Origin of the sequence: Thermogemmatispora tikiterensis (genome assembly GCF_003268475.1) — a bacterium.
Lineage (GTDB): Bacteria > Chloroflexota > Ktedonobacteria > Ktedonobacterales > Ktedonobacteraceae > Thermogemmatispora > Thermogemmatispora tikiterensis.
The window spans coordinates 4,325,632-4,345,324 of record NZ_MCIF01000002.1; the positions used below are offsets into that span (position 1 = coordinate 4,325,632).

The window sequence follows — 19,693 nt, forward strand, 5'->3', positions numbered from 1 at the left end:
GTCGTGTAGGTGCGGTTGCCAGCTTGCCCTGTCTCATCTGCTCAACAACAAGTAGTATAGAATTTCTGCACCAGCGCGGCGTCCGTTGAGGTTCCTACTTATGGGGACGGAGTGCTGCAGGGCCGTGCGTGGATGCTCTCTTTAGGAGCGATACAGTGGGCGGACGCTTGCCAGAATACCGCCCTTGCTCTATCATACTACAAGAACGCGAGACGCAACCGGTGGCACTCTGCAGACGAGCAAGGACCGTTCCATTTCAGCCAGCAGGCAGGAAGGAAAGACCATAGATTCTCATGGCGACACTGCTCAAGCAACCACAGCGTGGCGCCGCGTCCCGTCGAACGCGGCCCTCCTCGAACAAGAAACGGCCTGCCGCGCCCCGACTCAGCCCTGGCCAGCGCCTCAAGAAGCGTCTGGCCTACGCGATGAAGCATCCTCTTGATGCTCTCTGGGGCTGGCTCAGCTCGGTGCGCACAGCTATTTTTTTGATTGTCTGTATCATCGTCGTTTGCATCCTGGGCATCTACTTTCCGCAGGCGCCGGGCGAAGTGCTCAATGACCCGACGGCCTATCAAGCCTGGCTGCAGCAGAACGCCCTGCCGCAGTATGGCTCGCTGACGCCCATCTACGACTGGCTCCATTTCTTCACCATCTTCTCAAGCTGGTACTTTATGCTTCTGCTGGGCATACTGGCGCTCAGCATCGTTGTCTGTACCCTCAATCGCGCCCCGGCCATCTGGCAAAACTTTGCCCATCCGCTCATCCGGCGCAGCGACCGCTTTTATCAAAACGCCCTGGAGCGAGCCAGCTTCAGCCATCCCGAGGCCGTGGCCTGGACCAGCGCCGCCCTGCGGCGTCGCGGCTATCGTGTGCGCAGCGAGAGCGACAGCGTAGACAACTGCGAAGTCACCTATCTCTACGCCAACAAGAACACCTGGGCCACCCTTTCCACCTTCGTCTTCCACGCCTCGCTCGTGGCCCTCTTACTGGCGGGCATGATCAGCCAATGGCATGGCTTCCCGCTCAACAGCCCGGCGCGGCGCATCCTGCCGGCTCCTATCATCAGCCTCAGCGACGCCCTGGCCGGCTTCAGCTTTGATCAGGCTTTGCCGACCGGTGAGAGCGCCGTCGTCTACCCGCGCGGCACCCCTCACAACATCAGCTTTCGCGTCAACCATTTCACCGCGCGCTTTGATCCTCAGACTGGCCAGCCCATCGATTACGTGACCGACCTGAGCGTCTACCGTGATGGCGAGCTGGTGGCCCATAGCGACCATCTGCGTGTCAACGACCCGCTGACCTACGACGGCATCACCTTCCATCAATCCTCACTGGTAGCCTCAGCGGTCATCACCATCACCGATGCCCAGGGCAATGTCCTCTATCACGATGCCGTCATCCTCGATAGCAGCAGCACCCTGCCCTCGGGCAACGGCGTCGTCGACTATGCGCGCGGTATCCCCATTGGTGGGACCAACTACACGATGGGGGTCTTCTTCATTCATGCAGATGGGCAACATTTGTCCCAGATTGCCCATCCCGTGCTGCTCATCGCCATTGGCACACCGGGCACCAGCAATAACGAGGACAAAGCTCTGCTGCGTCTCTCGCCCGGACAGAGCGGCAAGAGCGTCGACGGTCAGTGGACCATCAGGCTTGACGCCGCCAGCGACGCCACCGTCTTGCTGGTCACGCGCGACGCCGGGTCTCCGCTCGTCTGGCCGATTGCCGTTGTCCTGGTGCTCAGCCTGTGTATCACCTTCTACTTCCCGCAGCGACGCATCTGGCTGCGCATCCGCGGCGACCAGGTCGAAATGGCAGCCCTGCGCGAACACTTCACCAACATCCGTACCGATCTCCTGGGCATCGCACGCGAGGCCCGGGCCTCAGCAGCCCGCCAGGAGCAGGGTGAGCGAGCGCCCGAGGAGACACGCCCCTCCCATGCCTTATCAAGCAAGCAGTAAATGCCAGGGCTTGGGGACGGCGTTCAGGGGGACAGCGCTGATAGAAGCGGCCATTGACAGTGATTCACAATTGATATATCCTAGCGTTAGAAACACGTCCTTGTCCTGCAACACAGAGGCAAGAGCAAGCAGCAGGGGTCACAAGGTTCGTAGCCCTGTCCATCCGCAAGAGGATGCTGCAAGCAAGAAAGGAACAAGCGTATGAAGCTCACGATGAAAGGCGACTACGGACTACGGGCCATGCTTGACATGGCGGCCTACTATGGACAGGGACCGGTTGAAAGTGCGGATATTGCCAGTCGGCAGTATATTCCTGAGCATTACCTTGATCAGATCCTGATGGCGCTCCGCAAGGAAGGGCTGGTCAAGAGTGTGCGCGGTCCCAAGGGTGGGCATATGCTGGCAAGGCCGCCCTCTCAGATTACCATGGCCGAGGTCGTGCGGGCCCTGGAGGGCTACGTGCCGCCGATGAAATGTTTGCCTTCGCCTGGTGTCTGTGAGCTGTCACCAGGCTGTGCTTTGCGCGAGGTCTGGCAGAAAATCGACGAAATGACCTGGCAAATTCTGCTCTCGACGACCATCGAGGAGCTGGCGCAGCGCCATCGCACTGGCGCCGCTGCAGAGACCATGTACTATATCTAGCCAGTCCAGGCGGGGCGAGCTGTCGCTTCTGGGAGTGGCAGGCTGATGAGTGGTGGGTGGAGGAGCAGATTGGTGGCCCGGACTGGGGATGCGCAGCAGCAGGCGGCGGCAGTTGTCCGCTGGCCTGAAGGGGAAGGGTAGTAAGACGTGGTTGTTCCCGTGCAAAAAGCGAAGAAGACGAAGGTAATCGCTCTGGTAGAGGACGATCCGCGCCTCATCGAGATGGTTCAGGCGGTCATCACGACCGTTAGTTCCTGGCAGCTGCACGTTTTCCCCGATGGGCAGGAGGCTCGTGAGCATTTGCCCAACATTGGGGCCGATTTGATCCTACTCGATGTAGGTTTGCCCAACCTCGACGGCGTCTCCCTCTACAGGATCTTGCGCGGCCATAGTCAAACCAGGCATATACCAATTATTGTCATCACCGGTAGCTACGAGTGGGAGCTGCATCGCATGGGCTTGCATACGGGTTTGATGCTGCGCAAACCCTTCAGCGTGCAAGAACTCCTCTTTCTCATGCGCGCCCTGCTCGCCGAGGAGCCGGAGCAAGCCGAGCCAGCAGAAGACTAGGTGAAACAGGCAAGCAAGCAGGTAGGTGAACATGGCGCGCTGGCCCAAGGATGCAACAGAGCTGGTCGGTCGCACCCCGCTGGTTGAGCTAAAGCGTTTTGCTGCTTCCTGCGGTGCCACTGTATTGGCCAAGCTAGAGATGTTCAGCCCTGGTGGCAGCCTCAAGGATCGTCCAGCCCTCAAGATGATCTGCGAGGCGGAGACGCAGGGTCTCTTGCGCCCTGGGGGGGTCATCACCGAGCCAACGAGCGGGAATATGGGCATCTCCCTGGCCTGGATCGCCGCCGCCCGTGGCTATCGCTGCATCCTTACCATGCCCGATACCATCAGCCTGGAGCGTCGTCTGCTCCTGCGTCGCCTTGGGGCCCAGGTGATTCTCACGCCAGGCAACCAGGGGATGCGTGGCGCCATCAACAAAGTGATCGAGCTGCGTACCTCCCTGTCAAATGCCTGGTATCCCCAGCAGTTTTATAATCAAGCCAACCCCCGTGCTCACCGCGAGGGCACTGCCGTTGAGATCTGGGAAGACACCGGCGGGGCCGTTGATATGGTAGTGATTGGCGTCGGCACTGGTGGCACCCTGACCGGGGTCGCTGAAGGTCTGCGTGCTCGCAAGCCAACGGTAGAGGTGGTAGCCGTCGAGCCGGCGGCCTGCGCCATTCTCTCGGGTGGGCGTCCCGGGCCGCATCGCATTGAGGGCCTTGGAGCGGGTTTCGTCCCCGACACCCTGCGCGTCGATCTGATCGATCGCGTCATTCCCGTCAGCGATCATGATGCCGTGGCCACCGCGCGCACCATCATGGAGCAAGAAGGCCTCTCTGTCGGCATCAGCAGCGGGGCTGTCGCCTGGGCTGCCCTCCAGGAGGCTCGCAAGCAAGAGAACGAGGGCAAGGTCATCGTGACCATCTTCCCCAGCGCCGCCGAGCGCTATCTGCATACGATCCTCTTCGACGATCTGCGCGTCTAACAGCGCCGCTTTCCGGCTTCAGCGGGAGCACTGGCTGGATAGGGAGGCCCCTGAACGATGCTGGCGGCGCGTGACACAGAGTGAGGCAGCCTCAGCAAAGCGGATGCACTAAGATCGCTCCCGATCAGCTCTGTCAACTGCCTGCTCATGAGACCGAAGTCCCGCCTGATTCGTCTTAAACCATAGCGGCTGTGACCAGCCTCCAGGCGATTGCCAGGAAGCACCAGGTCGACTCAGCGTGACTCGTCAGGAAAGCCCTGGCGGGCCGCCGCCTCTTGCCTGGCCTCTCGACCTGAAGCAGGAGCGGCGCCGACCTGACGGCAGATCTGCAACGCTGGCCAGCCGAGATGTTTTTGCTGCACATGGGGAGGGATGGTACGCGCGATGTCAACAATTGGTCAATATCAAAGCGGGACAGAGGTCCAACGCTTTCATCTGAAGCGCTCCGCCTATGTGCGCAACAGCCTGCTCGCTCTCTTGACGGCGGTGACCTTCCTGCTGGTGGCGGTGGGGTTGGTAGGGGGGGGACGCTGGCTCTGGGGAAGCTATGGGCATACCTTCACGCCCTATCTGAAGTGGCAGGATGCCCTGCTGGCGTTGGTGGTCTACCTCACCCTGAGCGCCCTGGCCGGCTGCCTCACGAGCCTGCGCTATCTCTATGCTCTGCAGATGGGCTACCGTCGGGAAATGCTGCTCATTGACGAGCACAGCCTGACGGTGCGTGATTTATCGCATAAGAACCTGGGCAGCATCTTCTGGATGATCGGTACGACCCTGCTCTGCTTTCTGGTGGTTCTGGGGGGCCTGATCCCGCTGATCCTGCTGGGCTGGGTGCAGACCTGGGCCGATCCCGTCCTGACAACCCTGGGTACCGCTCTGCTCCTGCTACTCACGCTGCCCGGGTTAGCGCTGACCATAGGAATGCTGGTGCTGCTGGCGTGCATTTTGGTTAGCTGCTTCTCGCTCTGTCGTCAGATGGGGGCGCCGCGGACCTACCGGCTCGATAGCCATACCTCGCTCTGGATTCATGACTTTATGCTCTCTATTCTCTCACCTGGTGAGCCGGAGTCCCTGCTCGAGCTGCAGCTGCTCTCCAGCGCTGATCAGCAGCGCCTGCTGGCCCTGTTGCGCAAACGCTGGATAGATGCCGATCGGCCCTGGAATCCAGCGCTGGGCGAGGAAATCGAGGCAGCCCTCGCCGAAGTTCAGCATCAAAAACAGCTGGCCCTTTCCGCCTGAGCCTCATCTCTGCCTCATTCAGCTGCGCTGCAGCCCCACCTGTCTGTCTGTCTGTCTGCCTGCCTGAGCCAGGGGCGCAGAGGAGGGGCACCGGCTAAGCCTGATGGGGGGGGGAGGGAGGGAAGGAGAAGGAAAAATGGGATAGTTCCAAAATTCCCCCCTTAAAGGACTTGACAAAGTCGTCGGTAGGGGATATACTTTGAAATTGCCAATTGACAAGGAGTGACTGGGTGCAACCCTGGGAGAAAAGGGTCGGCACGCAGCATGTTTTTTTCTCTGAGTCAGTGTGTAGGGCCGTGCATGTGGGTGATCCAGCGACCAACTAAACGAAGACGACAAAGCAATTCCGAGTAACCGCTTGTGGGAGCACGAAGCGGTTACTTTTCTTGTCATGCAATGCTCCCGACCGACACTGGAATTATCAGCAACCGTAGACAACAGCAACAATCATCGATTTCACGATCCTCCGGAGAGGTGCGCCGAGGCGCCTCTCGGGACAACTTTCCCTTCACGACAGCAGACGCAGATGTGACCTGGCGGGCAGATAGGCCCTCCCTGGTGACTGCCTTTCCCTTTGTAGCCTGACTAACCAACAGCAGCAACCGCCTGACCTGGTTTGGTCTATCTGCATGGGCAAGACAGGGAGCTGGGCCATGTAAGGTGAGGCCATCTGTCGCGCAAGGAAGGTTTTCCTCCGTGAAGCTCTAGTGAGAGGAGAATATCACACATGACAGTGAGCAGCAAGGCCGTTGCGCTCCCGGAGCGTGTTTCTTTCGCGCGTATTCCGGATATACGGCCAATGCCGGGCCTGATCCAGATCCAGCTCGACTCCTTTGAGTGGTTCAAGCGAGAGGGCCTGCGCGAGGTTTTTGAAGAGATCTCTCCTATTGAAGATTTCACTGGCAAAAATCTCAGTCTGGAGTTTATTGTCCCGCCCGAGCCGTTCGGCAAGCCCAAATACAGCGAGGATGAGTGTCGCGACCGCGATGCCACCTATGCCGCCCCGCTGACGGTCAAGGCTCGCCTCATCAATAAGGAGACGGGCGAGGTTATCGAGAAAGATATCTTCATGGGGGACTTCCCCCTGATGACCAAGCAGGGCACCTTTATCATCAACGGCGTCGAGCGCGTCGTGGTCAGCCAGCTTGTGCGCTCGCCGGGGGTCTACTTTACCGCCGAAGAGGATGCCAGCACCGGGCGCAGGCTCTTCGCCGCCAAGTTGATCCCGAACCGCGGTGCCTGGCTGGAGTTTGAAACAAGCAATAAGAATCTCCTCTCCGTCAAGATTGATCGCAAGCGCAAGCTGCCTGTCACTACCCTGCTGCGCGCTGTCGCCAGCATTGCCCGCGAGCAGTGGCATACCGAGGACGTCGATCTGACGACGGATCAGGGCATGATTCAGGCCTTCAGCGAGGCCGATGACGATCCCAACGTGCGCTACATCCAGACGACGCTGGATCGTGATCCGGTCAAGCGCGAGGAGGAGGCCCTGCTCGAACTCTACAAGAAGCTGCGCCCTGGCGATCCCGCCACCCTTGATAACGCGCGCTCGCTGGTGCGTAACCTCTTCTTCAACCCACGGCGCTATGACCTGGGCAATGTGGGCCGCTACAAGCTCAACCGCAAGCTGGAGCTGGCGGTGCCGCAGCATATCCGCGTCTTGACGCTGGACGATCTGGTCCATATTATCCGCCGTCTGATCCGCCTGAACAACGGTCACGGGCGCAAGGATGACATCGACCATCTGGGCAACCGTCGCGTGCGCTGCGTGGGCGAGCTGATTCAGTCGCAGTTCCGCGTTGGCCTGCTGCGCATGGAGCGCGTGGTCAAGGAGCGCATGAGCATCCAGGAGCCGGGCCAGGCCACGCCCAATGCCCTGATCAACATTCGCCCGGTGGTGGCGGCCATGCGCGAGTTCTTCAGTGGCAGCCAGCTCTCGCAGTTTATGGAGCAGACCAATGCTCTGGCGGAGATTGGCCACAAGCGCCGCCTCTCGGCCCTCGGCCCTGGCGGTCTCTCGCGCGAGCGCGCCGGTCTGGATGTGCGCGACGTCCATCGCTCTCACTACGGGCGTATCTGTCCCATCGAGACGCCGGAAGGTCCCAATATCGGTCTGATTGGCTACCTGGCCACGTACGGACAAGTCAATCCCTACGGCTTCATCGAAACCCCCTATCGCAAAGTCTACCGTCGCCTGCGGGCCAATGATCCGCGCCTGATCGGGCGTGAGTTTCGCGGCGTAGTCGGGCACGAGCGGGAGGATGTTCTCGACGAGAACGGCCAGGTGCTGGTCAAGGCGCACGAGCGCGTGCGCGTCGATGAAGACCTCTTCTTGAAACTGTCAAAGCTGCTCGGCGACGCCTGGGTGCATGTCCGCGCCTTTGTCACCGATGAGGTACAGTATCTGACCGCCGACGACGAGGAGAATTACAAGATCGCCCAGGTGAACGCGCCGCTGTTGGAGAACGGTGAGTTCGCCGAAGAGCGCACGCTGGCTCGCTACCAGGGCGAATTTATCATGGACAGCACGGACAACATGGACTTCATGGACGTCTCGCCGCGTCAGGCGGTGAGCGTCGCAACCGCGCTGATCCCCTTCCTGGAGCACGACGACGTCAACCGCGCGCTGATGGGCGCCAACATGCAGCGTCAGGCGGTACCTTTGCTGCGACCGCAGGCGCCAGTCTGTGGTACCGGCATCGAGCGTCAGGTGGCCATTGACTCCGGTCAGGTAATCGTCAGTGAGGTCGATGGCGAGGTCGTCAAATCGACGGCGCGCGTCATCGAGATCATGGACAACCAGGGCGAAATCCATACCTATCGCCTGCGCAAGTTCATGCGCTCCAACGCCGGCACCTGCATCAACCAGCGGCCTATCGTGCGCAAGCGTGACCGCGTGCGCGCCGGGCAGGTCATCGCAGACAGCTCCTCGACCCAGGATGGCGAGCTGGCCCTCGGGCAGAATATTCTGGTGGCCTTCATGAGCTGGGAGGGTGGCAACTTCGAGGACGCCATTCTGATCAGCGAGCGCATTGTGCGTGAGGACCTCTTCACCTCGATCCATATCGAGAAGTACGAGGTGGATGCGCGCGATACCAAGCTCGGTCCTGAAGAAATTACCCGTGATATCCCGAACGTTGGTGAGGAGGGCCTGCGCAACCTCGACGAGCGCGGCATCATCTACGTCGGCGCCGAAGTCGGGCCGCAGGATATCCTGGTGGGCAAGATCACACCCAAGGGCGAGACCGAGCTGACCGCCGAGGAGAAGCTACTGCGCGCCATCTTCGGTGAGAAGGCGCGCGAGGTCAAGGATACCTCGCTGCGCGTCCCGCATGGCGAGCGCGGCAAGGTGGTCGAGGTCAAGGTCTTCTCGCGCGAGAACGGCGACGAGCTGCCGCCCGGGGTCAATCAGCTGGTGCGTGTCAGCATTGCCCAGAAGCGCAAAATCGGGGCCGGTGACAAGATGGCTGGGCGCCACGGCAACAAGGGCGTCATCTCACGTGTCCTGCCCATCGAAGACATGCCATTCCTGCCTGATGGTACACCGGTCGACATTATCCTCAACCCGTTGGGCGTGCCGCACCGTATGAACCTGGGGCAGATCCTGGAGACGCATCTGGGCTGGGCCGCCACGGCGCTGGGCATCAAGATCGCAACCCCTGTCTTCGATGGTGCCACCGAGGCCGACGTCACCGAGCTGCTGCGTCGTGCTAATCTGCCGGAGAGTGGCAAGATCCAGCTCTTCGATGGACGCACCGGCGAGCCGTTCGACCAGCCGATCACCGTGGGCTACACCTACATGCTCAAGCTGGCCCACCTGGTCGAAGACAAGGTCCATGCCCGCTCGACCGGCCCCTACAGCCTGATCACGCAGCAGCCGCTGGGTGGTAAAGCCCAGTTTGGTGGCCAGCGCTTCGGCGAAATGGAGGTCTGGGCGCTCGAAGCCTACGGCGCGGCCTATATCCTGCAGGAGATCCTCACCGTCAAGTCTGATGACGTGGTGGGCCGCGTCAAGACCTACGAGGCCATCGTCAAAGGCGAAAACATTATCGAGCCGGGCGTGCCGGAGTCCTTCAAGGTCCTGGTCAAAGAACTGCAGAGCCTGGGGATCAACGTAGAGGTTCTCAACGAGGACGATCAGAAGATCCAGTTCGTTGAGGACAGCTCGAATGACGTCATGCCCGAGCTAGGCATCAATCTGTCCGGTTTCGAGGGAGATCAGTAAGGGAACCGGCGGAGGCGTCCCGCGCCATCAGCCTGCGATCGGATCGGTCGCTGTTCCCTCCCCGGCTCCCCTACCGTCTTGGGTTGTGCCGTCGCCCGTCGTCCGCCTGCTCTCTGGTCGGCAAGCCTGCCGTGCTGATCGTCGTTCATGGCTGGCTTGCCGGCTGCCTGCCGTCCTGCCTGTCATCAGCGCCCACGTCCAGGCCAGAGAGCAGCAGGCCGGATGCGCTGGAATGAGCTGAGCTGAGCTGAAGTGAGCTGGGGAGAGCGCCCAGCGCAGCCGAGAGCGGAGCAGCCCACAGTAAGGCAAGGCCGGCACTGGAGTGGTAGAAGAAGAGAAAACAAGAGAGCGTCGAGGAGATGGCCGGGGCCTTTCCCTTTCCCATCAGGAGGCAGCATGCTCGAAGTCAACGATTTCAACGCAATTCGCATCAGTCTCGCCAGCCCCGAGCAGATTCGCAGCTGGAGCTACGGCGAGGTCACGAAACCGGAGACCATCAACTACCGCACTCTCAGACCAGAGAAGGACGGTCTCTTCTGCGAGCGTATCTTCGGCCCCACCAAGGACTGGGAGTGCTATTGTGGTAAATACAAGCGCGTCCGTTTCAAGGGCATCGTCTGCGACAAATGTGGCGTCGAGGTCGCGCGCTCAAAGGTGCGCCGCGAACGCATGGGCCATATCGAGCTGGCTTCGCCGGTCAGCCATATCTGGTACTTTAAGGGCATTCCCAGCCGCATCGGCCTCTTGCTCGATCTGTCGCCGCGCAACCTGGAGCGCATCCTCTACTTCGCGCTCTACGTGGTCACCCACATCGACGAAGAGGCGCGTCAGAAGGCCCTGATGGAGCTGGATCGCGAACTGGCCAATCTTCAGCAGACGACCGAAGAGGAGGTTGTTGAGCGTGTCGACAGCCTCAAGGAGCAGCGCGACAGCGAGATTCAGGACGAACGTGCCCGCCTGGCGGCTCGCATCCGCCAGATTCAAGAGGAGCGTGAGCGCGATCTGGAGCGGGCCCGCCAGGCTGAGAGCGAGACCCTGGCTGAACTGCGCGCCCAGCGCGGCAAGCCGGCGGAGGACGATATTGTCTACGAACCGACCGGCCAGATCATTGTCCCGCGCGGCGAGGTCGTCACGCTCAAGCACATCGAGCTGCTGGAGCAGGTGGCCGAGACCTGCCGCAACGATATCGCCGAGCAGGCTCGCCATGCCCTGGAGGCCGTGCGCGCCGAGAGCGAGCGCGAGGCCGAGCGCCTCAACCTGGACTACCAGGGCCAGATCGACCTGCTGCAGTCGCAGCTGGAGTCGCAGCGCACCGATCGGCGCCATCGTCTGGAGCAGCTGCGTCGCGACCTGGTCAACCTCAAGAAGATGGACCTGCTCCAGGAGAACCGCTATCGTGAGCTGAAGGAAGCCTTCGGCAACGTCTTCCGCGCCGGCATGGGCGCTGAGGCCGTACGCGAGCTGATCGCCGATATCGATCTTGACAAACTGGCAATGGAGCTGCGCCAGGAGATCAGCTCGACCGTGGGCCAGCGGCGTAAGAAGGCCACCAAGCGCCTCAAGGTCGTTGAGGCCTTCCGCAAGTCGGGCAATCGTCCCGAGTGGATGATCCTGACAGTGCTGCCAGTCTTGCCGCCTGAGCTGCGTCCAATGGTCCAGCTGGATGGCGGGCGCTTCGCCACCTCGGACCTCAACGATCTCTATCGCCGCGTCATCAACCGCAACAACCGTCTCAAGAGATTGCTGGAGCTGAGCGCGCCGGAGATCATCATTCGCAACGAGAAGCGCATGCTGCAGGAGGCGTGCGACGCCCTCATCGACAACGGGCGCCGCGGGCGAGCGGTAGCCGGCTCGGGCAACCACAAGCTCAAGAGCCTCTCTGACATGCTCAAAGGAAAGCAGGGACGCTTCCGCCAGAACCTGCTTGGAAAGCGCGTCGACTACTCTGGCCGCTCGGTGATCGTTGTCGGTCCTGAGCTGAAGCTGCACCAGTGTGGTCTGCCCAAGCGCATGGCCCTGGAGCTGTTCAAGCCCTTCGTCATGCGTAAGCTCGTTGAGCGCGGCGACGCTCACAACATCAAGAGTGCCAAGCGCTTCGTCGAGCGCGTCCGGCCCGAGGTCTGGGATGTCCTGGAGGAAGTCATCAAGGACCATCCCGTCCTGCTCAACCGTGCGCCGACCCTGCACCGCCTGGGCTTGCAAGCCTTCGAGGCCGTACTAGTCGAAGGCAGTGCCATCCAATTGCATCCGCTGGTCTGCTCGGCCTTCAACGCCGACTTCGATGGTGACCAGATGGCCGTTCACGTCCCGCTGTCCGAGAAAGCCCAGGATGAGGCGCGGCAGTACATGATGTCCACCCGCAACCTGCTGCTGCCAGCCACTGGCGAGCCGTCGATCGGGGCCACCGGCGACATGGTCCTTGGCTGCTTCTACCTGACGCAGGATCGCCCGGGCAAGAAGGGAGAGGGGCGCGTCTTCTCCGATCCGACCGAAGCCCTGCTAGCCTACCATCACGGCGTCATCGACCTGCAGGCCCTCATCAAGGTGCGCATGGATGGCATCCAGATTTTCGATGAGCCGCCGCCGGCAGGGCCGACCATGTATGCGCAGCGCCAGCTGATCACCACCACTGTCGGGCGCATCATCTTCAACGAATCGCTGCCCGAGCGCATGCGCTTCAAGAACTATCCGATGAGGAAGGACGACCTGCGCGCTCTCATCTCCGAGTGCTACAAGGAGTACGGGCGCGTCAAGACCTGCGAGTTGGCTGACGAAATCAAACGCCTGGGCTTCTCGTATGCCACCAAGGCTGGCGCCACCATTGCCGTCAGCGACATCAAGGTGCCCGAGGGCAAAGCCGAGGAGCTGGCCAAGGCCGACGCCAAGATTGCCGCCCTGGAAGAGCAGTACCGTGAGGGTCTCATCACCGACTTCGAGAAATACCAGCAGACCATCGACATCTGGAACGAAGTCACCGAGAACATCACCAAGATGGTCGAGCAGACGCTGGACCCCTACGGTGCCATCTTCACCATTGCCAAGTCTGGCGCGACCAAGGCCCGTTTCCAGCAGATCCGCCAGCTCTCCGGTATGCGCGGCCTGATGGCCAGCCCGTCTGGTAAGATCATCGACGTGCCCATCCGCGGCAACTTCCGCGAAGGGCTAAGCGTGCTGGAGTACTTTATCAGCAGTCATGGCGCGCGCAAAGGACTGGCGGACACCGCTCTGCGCACCGCCGAGTCGGGCTATCTGACGCGGCGCCTGATCGACGTCGCCCAGGATGTCATTGTCACCGAAGAGGACTGTCAGACCACCGAGGGCATTCTCATCACCGATGAAGACAGCAAGGAGATGATGCTGCCTGACATCCGCCAGCGCATCATCGGGCGCATCCTGTTGGAGCCAATCCCCGGCTTCGAGCATCTCATCGAAGTCGGCGACGAGATCACCGAAGACATCGCCGATGCCCTGGTGGCGGCGGGTGTCAAGCAGGTGCGTGTCCGCTCCGTGCTGGGCTGCCAGACCCGCCGCGGCGTCTGCCGCAAGTGCTATGGCCGCGACCTGGCGGAGAACAGCCTGGTGCGGCTGGGCCAGGCCGTCGGCATCATCGCCGCCCAGTCCATCGGTGAGCCAGGCACGCAGCTGACCATGCGTACCTTCCACACCGGCGGCATCGCTGGCGCCCAGGGCGACATCACCCAGGGTCTGCCGCGCATCGAAGAGCTGTTCGAGGCGCGCGTGCCCAAAGATAAGGCGGAGATCAGCGAGATCGATGGCGTCGTCGAGATCATCAAAGATGAGAACACGGGCAGCCGCACCGTGCGCGTCGTCTCGACGAATACCATCTTCGACGAGTACCGCCTGCCGCCCGGGGCTGAAATCCTCGTCAACGAGCATGACCAGGTGCAGAAGGACCAGCTGCTGGCCCTGGAGCCGCCGCAGAACGGCAGCGAGCCGCGCGAAGTACGGGCCCGCACCAGCGGTGAAGTGCTCTTCAACGCGAACGGCGTGCTGACCATCCGCTCCGAGGAGCGCGACGAGCGCAGCTATCCGGTGCCGGCAGCCCGCAGCCTGGCCGTCGCTCAGGGGCAGTACATCAAAGCCGGGACCCCCATCACCAGCGGCCATCTCGACCCGCAGGATGTCCTGCGCATCCTCGGACGCGAAGCGGTCCAGATGTACCTCGTCAAGGAGGTGCAGCGCATCTACCGCAACACTGGTGTGCGCATCAACGACAAGCACATCGAAATCATCATCCGGCAGATGCTGCGCCGCGTGCGCGTCGAGGAGCCGGGCGATACCGACATGCTGCCTAACGACCTGGTCGACCGCTTCGCCTTCGCCGAGACCAACGCGCGCGTCCTGGCCGAGGGCGGCGAGCCGGCTCGCGCCCAGACTGTGTTGCTGGGCGTCACCAAAGCTTCGCTCAACACCGACAGCTTCCTGGCAGCGGCCTCGTTCCAGGAGACCACGCGCGTGCTGACCGAGGCGGCCATTCAGGGCCAGACCGACCATCTGGTGGGCCTCAAGGAGAACGTCATCATCGGCAAGCTCATTCCGGCTGGCTCCGGCTTCTTACAGCGACGCCGTGAACAGCTGGCGCGCCAGCAACAGGCGCAGCAGCGCCTGACAGGCACCCCCAGCGTAGCCGGAGTGGGCGCGGGCCTGGGTGGGAACTCTGGCAGCAACGGCCACAATAGCGGTACCCCCGGCGTGGCTCTTGACAGCCTGAGTGATGAGTGATACCATATACAACCGCGCATAGATTGAGAAGGGGCGCGCTGGTGCGCGCCCCTTTAGAGGACAGTTAGGGGAGGATTGCTCGTTGCCAACGATCAATCAGCTGGTCCGAAAGGGCCGTTCCAAGAAGGTCAGACGCTCGAAGGCTCCGGCGCTGTTGTATTCCTACAACGCGCTGAAGAATCGTGTCATGCGCATGCAGGGCGCGCCGCAGAAGCGCGGCGTGTGCACGCAGATCCGTACGATGACCCCTAAAAAGCCGAACTCGGCCATGCGCAAGATCGCGCGCGTGCGCTTGAGTAACTTGATGGAGGTCACGGCCTATATCCCTGGCGAGGGCCATAACCTCCAGGAGCACTCGGTGGTGTTGATCCGCGGTGGGCGCGTTAAGGATCTGCCCAGTGTGCGCTACCATATCATCCGCGGTACGCTCGATAGCGATGGGGTCGCTAAGCGTCGTCGCGGTCGCTCAAAGTACGGAGCCAAACGGCCCAAGCCTGGGCAGGCGGCGGCCACTCCAGCCGCCAGGGGTGGTAAGAAGTAGCGCGTGGGCGGCTGCTGAAGCGCAGAAGCATGCAAAAAGCATAGCCATCCGACCCGCCACATTCCCCGCTTCCCTGCCCGATACCGCCTGAGAGCGTTCAGGTAGGTCGGTTTACAGGTCGTGCATCACTTTCGATCACGCGCCCATCGGCGTTCTTCACGCTCGATGAGTGTCGGGTGTCCTCCACGTCTGTCCCTCTGCCAGGCAGGCAACAACTAAAGAGTGCGCTCGCTCTGGCGTGTCACGTGGAAAGAGACGCTCGTTTGTTTGCCTGTTCGCTTGCCCGTGCCGCGCGCTATCGTCGCCGCAGGGTAAGCGGGTCAGGGCTAAGCTAAGACGGCAGGCAGTGCCGTAGTCGCCATCGTCTGGCTGACTGGCTTGACTGACTGGCTGCCACCCCTGGCCTCATATCTCAAGCCAGCAAACAAACAAACAAACAAACAAACAGAACCAATCCTCGCTGCAGCCTGTGGTGAAGTGAAGGTTGTCAAGGAGAACTGCTAGCGCCTCACGCCGGGCGGGTCGGCAGATGGAGGCTGGGCCAGAGCGCTCAACAGCAAAAGCCTGCACAAGGACGCGCAAGCGCTCGAAGAGGCGGATCGCTCCAGAAGCCAGGCTGGAGCAGCGCGAGACAGCCTGTTACCTGACTGGCTGTTGTTCTGGCGAATGGGACCGGGCCGCGGAGGCTACCACGGTCACCGCCGGCTCAGCTACCCAGCCAGCAAGGTGACTGCGGGTCTGTCTGTCTCTGTGTCTGCTGGGAAGGATAAGGTGATAGGTACTCCCCCAGCAGGGCCGGGCTAGCCAGCCCGCCTTCCGCTCGCCTCTGGCCAGCTGAGGTAGCGAGCAAGGAAGAAAACGCTCACCGTATCAGCAAGAGCGCTGGCTGAGAAAAGCTAGTAAGCAAGCAAGCAAACAAACAAACAAGCAGAGAGGTCTGACGGACTGCCCGTAGTGGTTGGAGAGTAAGGGAGGAGAAAGGAAGAGCGGCCAGCGAGGAAGACAGCGACGTTCGCGGCAGCAGATCCGCTGCTCTGCCCGAACATGTGGGAAGGGACCCGCGCCAGTCCGCTGATGAGAAGAGGCCTCCGCCGCTGGACCTGCGCCAGCGTTCACTCGATTACAGTATGGATTCAGTCAGAAGCGTGTGAGGCGGCCCGCGATTGGTGCGGCAACCATCGTTGGTGATGCTGTAGGCGTCCGTATCCGATTGTAGCTTCCGTTCTCATCGACGAGCAGCAGAAGCAGAAGCGCATTCCTCTAACGCGATGGGTGGGTGCCCTGCCCGCGGGGCGGCGGCCTCGGCAGACCCGCCAGCCGGGCGGCCTGGCGTTTGTCCTCCTGCCTGCCCGCTGAGCCTGGCGGGTGTGGTAGGGGAGAGCGTGGGGCCAGGACGACCAGAAGTGCAAGCGCAGGTGTCAGCTACAATCGAAGCGACGCCTTTTCTGGTGCTTTGCACAAGGCAGGTATCATACGTACGTAGCGTAGATGCTCGTCTGCGCGCGTAAGCGGACTGCGGCCACGCTTGTCGGCCCAGGCCGGCAGCAGGAGCGGCGGCGAGCATGTGTGTTGACCGCGAAGCGAAAGGGAGGAGAAGAGACCTTGCCAAGACGCAAACGTGTTAGCCGTCGGTCAGAGTCAGACAAGCATAGCAAGGAAACCAAGAAGTACGAGTATCGGCGTGGAGTGCGTCGGCTCGAAGTCGTGGACCCCAAGTACCAGAGCCGCAACGTCGCGAGCTTCATCGGCAAGCTGATGGTCGATGGCAAGAAGAGCCTGGCCGAGCGCATTCTCTATCAGGCTTTCGCCTTAATTGAGCAGCGGCAGAAGCGCCCGGCGCTGGAGGTCTTCGAGCAGGCCATCAGGAACGCCACGCCAACGGTCGAGGTCAAGCCCCGCCGTGTCGGTGGCTCGACCTACCAGGTGCCCGTCGATGTCCGCAAAGAGCGCGGCCTCTCCCTCGCCATGCGCTGGCTCATCCGCTCTGCTCGCGCTCGTACCGGCAAGAGCATGGTGGAGAAGCTGGCGAGCGAGATCATGGACGCTGCCTCCGGACAGGGTGCGACCATCAAGAAACGGGAGGAAACCCACAGGATGGCAGAGTCCAACAAGGCTTTCATCCATTATCGCTGGTAATACTTAATCATGTCTAGAGAATACTCACTCGAAAGAACGCGGAATATCGGTATCATCGCCCATATTGACGCGGGAAAAACGACGACGACCGAGCGCATCCTCTTCTACACTAAGAAGATTCACCGCATGGGTGAGGTGCACGAAGGGGCTGCGACGATGGACTGGATGGTGCAGGAGCAGGAGCGTGGCATCACTATCACCGCCGCCGCTACTACCTGCTTCTGGCTCGACCATCGCATCAACATCATCGATACGCCCGGTCACGTCGACTTTACTGCCGAGGTCGAGCGCTCGCTGCGCGTCCTCGATGGGGGCATTGTCATCTTCGACGCCGTCGCCGGCGTCGAACCTCAGTCTGAGACCGTCTGGCGCCAGGCCAACAAGTACAATGTCCCGCGTATCTGCTTTGTCAACAAGATGGATCGCGTCGGAGCTGATTTCTGGCGCACCATCCAGATGATCCGTGACCGTCTGGGGGCCAATCCTCTTCCGATCCAGCTGCCGATCGGTGCGGAGAGCGACTTTAAGGGCTTCATCGATCTTATCGAGCAGCATGCTGTCATTTTCCTCGACGAGCTGGGCACGCGGCCCGAGCCAACGCCCATCCCTGCTGAACTGGAGGAAGAGGCCAAGCGTCATCGCGACGCACTCATTGAGCGCGTCGCCGAGACCGACGAGGAGTTGACCCTGAAATACCTTGAGGGCGAGGAAATTACCAAGGACGAGATCCGCGCCGCCCTCCGCAAAGCAACAATTGCCGGCACTCTGGTGCCGGTACTTTGTGGCTCTTCCCTGCGCAATAAGGGCGTACAGGCTTTGCTGGATGCGGTGGTTGCCTATCTTCCTTCCCCTCTCGATATCCCTCCTCCCGTCGGCATTGATCCCAATACTGGTGAGCAGGTCACGCTAACGGTTGCAGACGATGCCCCGTTCAGCGCCCTGGCCTTCAAAATTGTCTCCGACCCCTTCGTGGGTCGCCTGGCCTATCTGCGCGTCTATTCCGGCACCCTCACGAAAGGCTCTTCGGTCGAAAATACAACCAAAGGCAAAACAGAGCGCATCGGTCGCTTGCTGCGCATGCACGCTAACCATCGTGAGGATATCGACGAGATCCGCGCCGGCGATATTTGTGCCGCCGTCGGGCTGCGTAATACCTTCACCGGCGACACCCTGTGTGATCCGCAGCACCCGGTGATCCTCGAATCGATCTCCTTCCCGGAGCCGGTGATCGAGATCGCCATCGAGCCAAAGACGCGCGGCGATCAGGACAAAATGACGATCGCCCTCAGCAAGCTTGCTGAGGAAGATCCCACTTTCCAGGTGCGCACCGACCCTGAAAGCGGCCAGACGATCATCCGCGGCATGGGTGAGTTGCATCTGGAGGTGATCGTCGACCGCCTCTTCCGCGAGTTCAAGGTCGAGGCCAATATCGGGCGCCCCCAGGTGGCCTATCGCGAGACCATTACACGCGAAGCGACTGCCCAGGGCCGCTATGTTCGCCAGACCGGTGGTCGAGGCCAGTACGGCGATGTCTGGATTCGCGTCGAACCCAATCCCGGCAAGGGCTTCGAGTTTATCAATGCCATTGTCGGCGGCGTCATCCCCAAGGAATATATCAAGCCGGTCGAGGTTGGTATCCGGGAGACGCTGGAGAACGGCATCATCGCTGGCTATCCGATGATCGATGTCAAGGTCACCCTCTTCGACGGCTCCTATCACGAGGTCGATTCGAGCGAGATGGCCTTTAAGACTGCCGGATCGCTGGCAATCAAAGAGGCGGCGCGCAAGGCCGGCCCCATCTTGCTGGAGCCGGTGATGCTGGTCGAGGTAACCACGTCCGAGGAGTTCTACGGCGACATCATTGGTGATCTCAACCGTCGCCGTGGCGTGATCCTGGGCATGGAGAGCCGTGGCACCGTCTATGTGGTGCGGGCCCATGTCCCTCTGGCCGAAATGTTCGGCTATGTCAATGATCTCCGCTCCTTGACCAGTGGACGCGCCAGCTATTCGATGCAGTTTGACCACTACGAACCAGTGCCGCGCAATATCGCGGACGAAATTATCGCTAAGGCGGCTGCCAGCTAGAAAGATCGCCTGTTGCGGCTGGCAGCGCCTCCTTTCCCGCTGTGGGATGGGCGTGCCTGGAGGTCCGGTGCCCTGCCCTCTCCCCTGCACAGCTAGTCGGGGAGAAGAAGAAACCGCGTCTGCGCCGCACCTCTCACTCACGCCGGTGGCTGGGCGGGCGGGATCGCTCCGCTCCACAAGAGCAGAGCTGTGCCGGTCCAGCTCTCAATCACCAGCCCTGGAGCCGATGCCAGGGGACGGCCTCCCAGGGCACCGTTCTGAGCGAGCGCTGTGCTCAGGCAGCAAATGGGGTTTGCAGAACCGCACCCACCCATCTGCTGCAAGGCTGGCCCAGCTCTCGCCCGGTCCCTCCTCGGGCAAGGAACGGACCGCTAACTCTATCTCTGGTCGCGTCGTGCGGCGCTCGCTTCCCGAAAGCGCCCGCACCGCACGCAGCTTGACTCGCACCAGGCGAGTGCGTGCTGCTCTACCCTATCTTGGCTGGTAATCGTGAGACAAGGCCGTTGCAAGGTGCACCCCCTGGGCACATTATCGTATGTCTGTTGCACTGAGCATGTGAGCACTAAGAAGTGAGGATGAAC

At 61.3% G+C, this 19,693-nt stretch carries 10 protein-coding genes; all 10 read left to right on the plus strand.

Features of this window, described 5'->3' with window-relative positions; translation table 11 throughout:
• Positions 1–293 precede the first annotated feature (293 nt).
• Positions 294–1,964 carry a cytochrome c biogenesis protein ResB gene (locus tag A4R35_RS17260; protein ID WP_112431527.1) on the plus strand — a complete coding sequence of 557 codons (1,671 nt, stop codon included), beginning with the start codon at positions 294–296 and terminating at the stop codon, positions 1,962–1,964.
• 201 nt (positions 1,965–2,165) lie between these two features.
• Positions 2,166–2,606 (plus strand): RrF2 family transcriptional regulator, encoded by a 441-nt coding sequence (locus tag A4R35_RS17265; protein WP_052890681.1) that lies wholly within the window; start codon positions 2,166–2,168, stop codon positions 2,604–2,606.
• A gap of 159 nt (positions 2,607–2,765) precedes the next feature.
• Positions 2,766–3,176: a response regulator transcription factor gene (locus A4R35_RS17270; protein ID WP_146747250.1), complete on the plus strand. Its 411-nt coding sequence runs from the start codon at positions 2,766–2,768 to the stop codon at positions 3,174–3,176.
• Between the two features lie 31 nt (positions 3,177–3,207).
• Positions 3,208–4,143 carry a cysteine synthase A gene (gene cysK, locus A4R35_RS17275; RefSeq protein ID WP_112431531.1) on the plus strand — a complete coding sequence of 312 codons (936 nt, stop codon included), beginning with the start codon at positions 3,208–3,210 and terminating at the stop codon, positions 4,141–4,143.
• 384 nt (positions 4,144–4,527) lie between these two features.
• Complete coding sequence (locus tag A4R35_RS17280) at positions 4,528–5,382, plus strand: hypothetical protein (RefSeq protein ID WP_112431533.1); 855 nt, start codon at positions 4,528–4,530, stop codon at positions 5,380–5,382.
• A 727-nt stretch (positions 5,383–6,109) separates the two neighbouring features.
• Entirely contained in the window at positions 6,110–9,607 is a 3,498-nt protein-coding gene (gene rpoB, locus A4R35_RS17285) for a DNA-directed RNA polymerase subunit beta (protein WP_112431535.1), read from the plus strand.
• 396 nt (positions 9,608–10,003) lie between these two features.
• Positions 10,004–14,350, plus strand: a complete 4,347-nt coding sequence (rpoC, locus tag A4R35_RS17295) for a DNA-directed RNA polymerase subunit beta' (RefSeq protein ID WP_112431539.1) — start codon at positions 10,004–10,006, stop codon at positions 14,348–14,350.
• 82 nt (positions 14,351–14,432) lie between these two features.
• Positions 14,433–14,891, plus strand: coding sequence for a 30S ribosomal protein S12 (gene rpsL / locus A4R35_RS17300; RefSeq protein WP_112431541.1), 459 nt, complete (start codon positions 14,433–14,435; stop codon positions 14,889–14,891).
• Positions 14,892–16,577: 1,686 nt separating this feature from the next.
• Positions 16,578–17,027 (plus strand): 30S ribosomal protein S7, encoded by a 450-nt coding sequence (rpsG, locus tag A4R35_RS17310; protein ID WP_223258510.1) that lies wholly within the window; start codon positions 16,578–16,580, stop codon positions 17,025–17,027.
• A gap of 9 nt (positions 17,028–17,036) precedes the next feature.
• On the plus strand, positions 17,037–19,112 hold the full coding sequence (gene fusA / locus A4R35_RS17315; protein ID WP_112431547.1) for an elongation factor G: 2,076 nt from the start codon (positions 17,037–17,039) through the stop codon (positions 19,110–19,112).
• Positions 19,113–19,693: the final 581 nt, after the last annotated feature.

Coding starts and splice junctions, on each gene's coding strand:
- rpoB (WP_112431535.1), top strand. CDS start 6,110: ATGACAGTGAGCAGCAAGGCCGTTGCGCTCCCGGAGCGTGTTTCTTTC.
- cysK (WP_112431531.1), top strand. CDS start 3,208: ATGGCGCGCTGGCCCAAGGATGCAACAGAGCTGGTCGGTCGCACCCCG.
- A4R35_RS17280 (WP_112431533.1), top strand. CDS start 4,528: ATGTCAACAATTGGTCAATATCAAAGCGGGACAGAGGTCCAACGCTTT.
- A4R35_RS17265 (WP_052890681.1), top strand. CDS start 2,166: ATGAAGCTCACGATGAAAGGCGACTACGGACTACGGGCCATGCTTGAC.
- rpoC (WP_112431539.1), top strand. CDS start 10,004: ATGCTCGAAGTCAACGATTTCAACGCAATTCGCATCAGTCTCGCCAGC.
- fusA (WP_112431547.1), top strand. CDS start 17,037: ATGTCTAGAGAATACTCACTCGAAAGAACGCGGAATATCGGTATCATC.
- A4R35_RS17260 (WP_112431527.1), top strand. CDS start 294: ATGGCGACACTGCTCAAGCAACCACAGCGTGGCGCCGCGTCCCGTCGA.